Consider the following 888-nt stretch of genomic DNA (forward strand, 5'->3'; position numbering starts at 1 on the left):
GATGATCGCTCGAATTGATGGTTCGCTGGATCTGGAGGGCAAATACGAAGAGATGCGGCAACTCAATCGCTATCTGTTAAAGCGTATTGAGACGCTTGAAGCCGCAACACAAGACACTCTAAAGCTCGCCGCCAAAAATTGAGAAAAAGGAATTTTCCATGTTTAAGAAGATATTCGCTGTTTCTGCGTGTGTTATTACAATGACAGCCTGCCAGCCAATTGCGAAAGTGAGCACAGCATTGGATTACTCGGCAGGGGTGAATATCAGTGCGGTAAAAATGTTAGCTTTTGTAGATAAGAAAACGACCAAAAGCGACGTTATCAAGTCTGTTGGTCAACCAGGTTTGAAATTTGAGGTTGATGGCGGTGAGGTCTGGAGCTATGGGTATACCTATATTCCCGGTGTTCCATTCATGGGTAAAAAGAATTTGAGCGAAACCACTGTTTTTGAGTTCGACAAGCGCGGAGTGCTTGTCCAGCACTACAAGACAGATGCCAGCCCACAATCAGCGGTGTTGCCAGATGTAGCTGACCTGTGATCTGAGCTGGTTGCCTGGTGGGCGGAGAGGTTCAGCAGACACGCTTGTTTGTCCAAGGTGGGGCTGTTTATTTCGTAGTTGAGCGAAGAGGCAAGCGCCTTCAGGTTGACGGGTGGTTGTACGCATTCGTTACCTGCACGCGAGCGAAGGCCAATAAGTTGGAAAGCACCGTATGAATTGAGGGCAATAATAATGCAGCCAACTGCGCAGTCATTGGTGTTCCGGACGAACGCTCAGGGGGGAGGCTGTGAAGTTTTTGTGGTTTGAAGAGTTGAAGGCGTACTGCCTGCAAAGCTTCACCGCGTACAAAGTGCCCAAGCGCATTGTGTTGCGTGAGTCGTTGCCAATG

Annotated in this window: 1 protein-coding gene and 1 pseudogene; both read left to right on the forward strand. The window is 48.6% G+C overall.

What is annotated here, in order from left to right:
• Positions 1-158 precede the first annotated feature (158 nt).
• Entirely contained in the window at positions 159-539 is a 381-nt protein-coding gene (locus tag ACI77I_RS32030; protein ID WP_177034928.1) for a hypothetical protein, read from the forward strand.
• Positions 540-736: 197 nt separating this feature from the next.
• A pseudogene (locus ACI77I_RS32035) lies at positions 737-888 on the forward strand (AMP-binding enzyme); the annotation flags it as partial.

Source organism: Pseudomonas sp. D47 (genome assembly GCF_045447305.1).
Lineage (GTDB): Bacteria > Pseudomonadota > Gammaproteobacteria > Pseudomonadales > Pseudomonadaceae > Aquipseudomonas.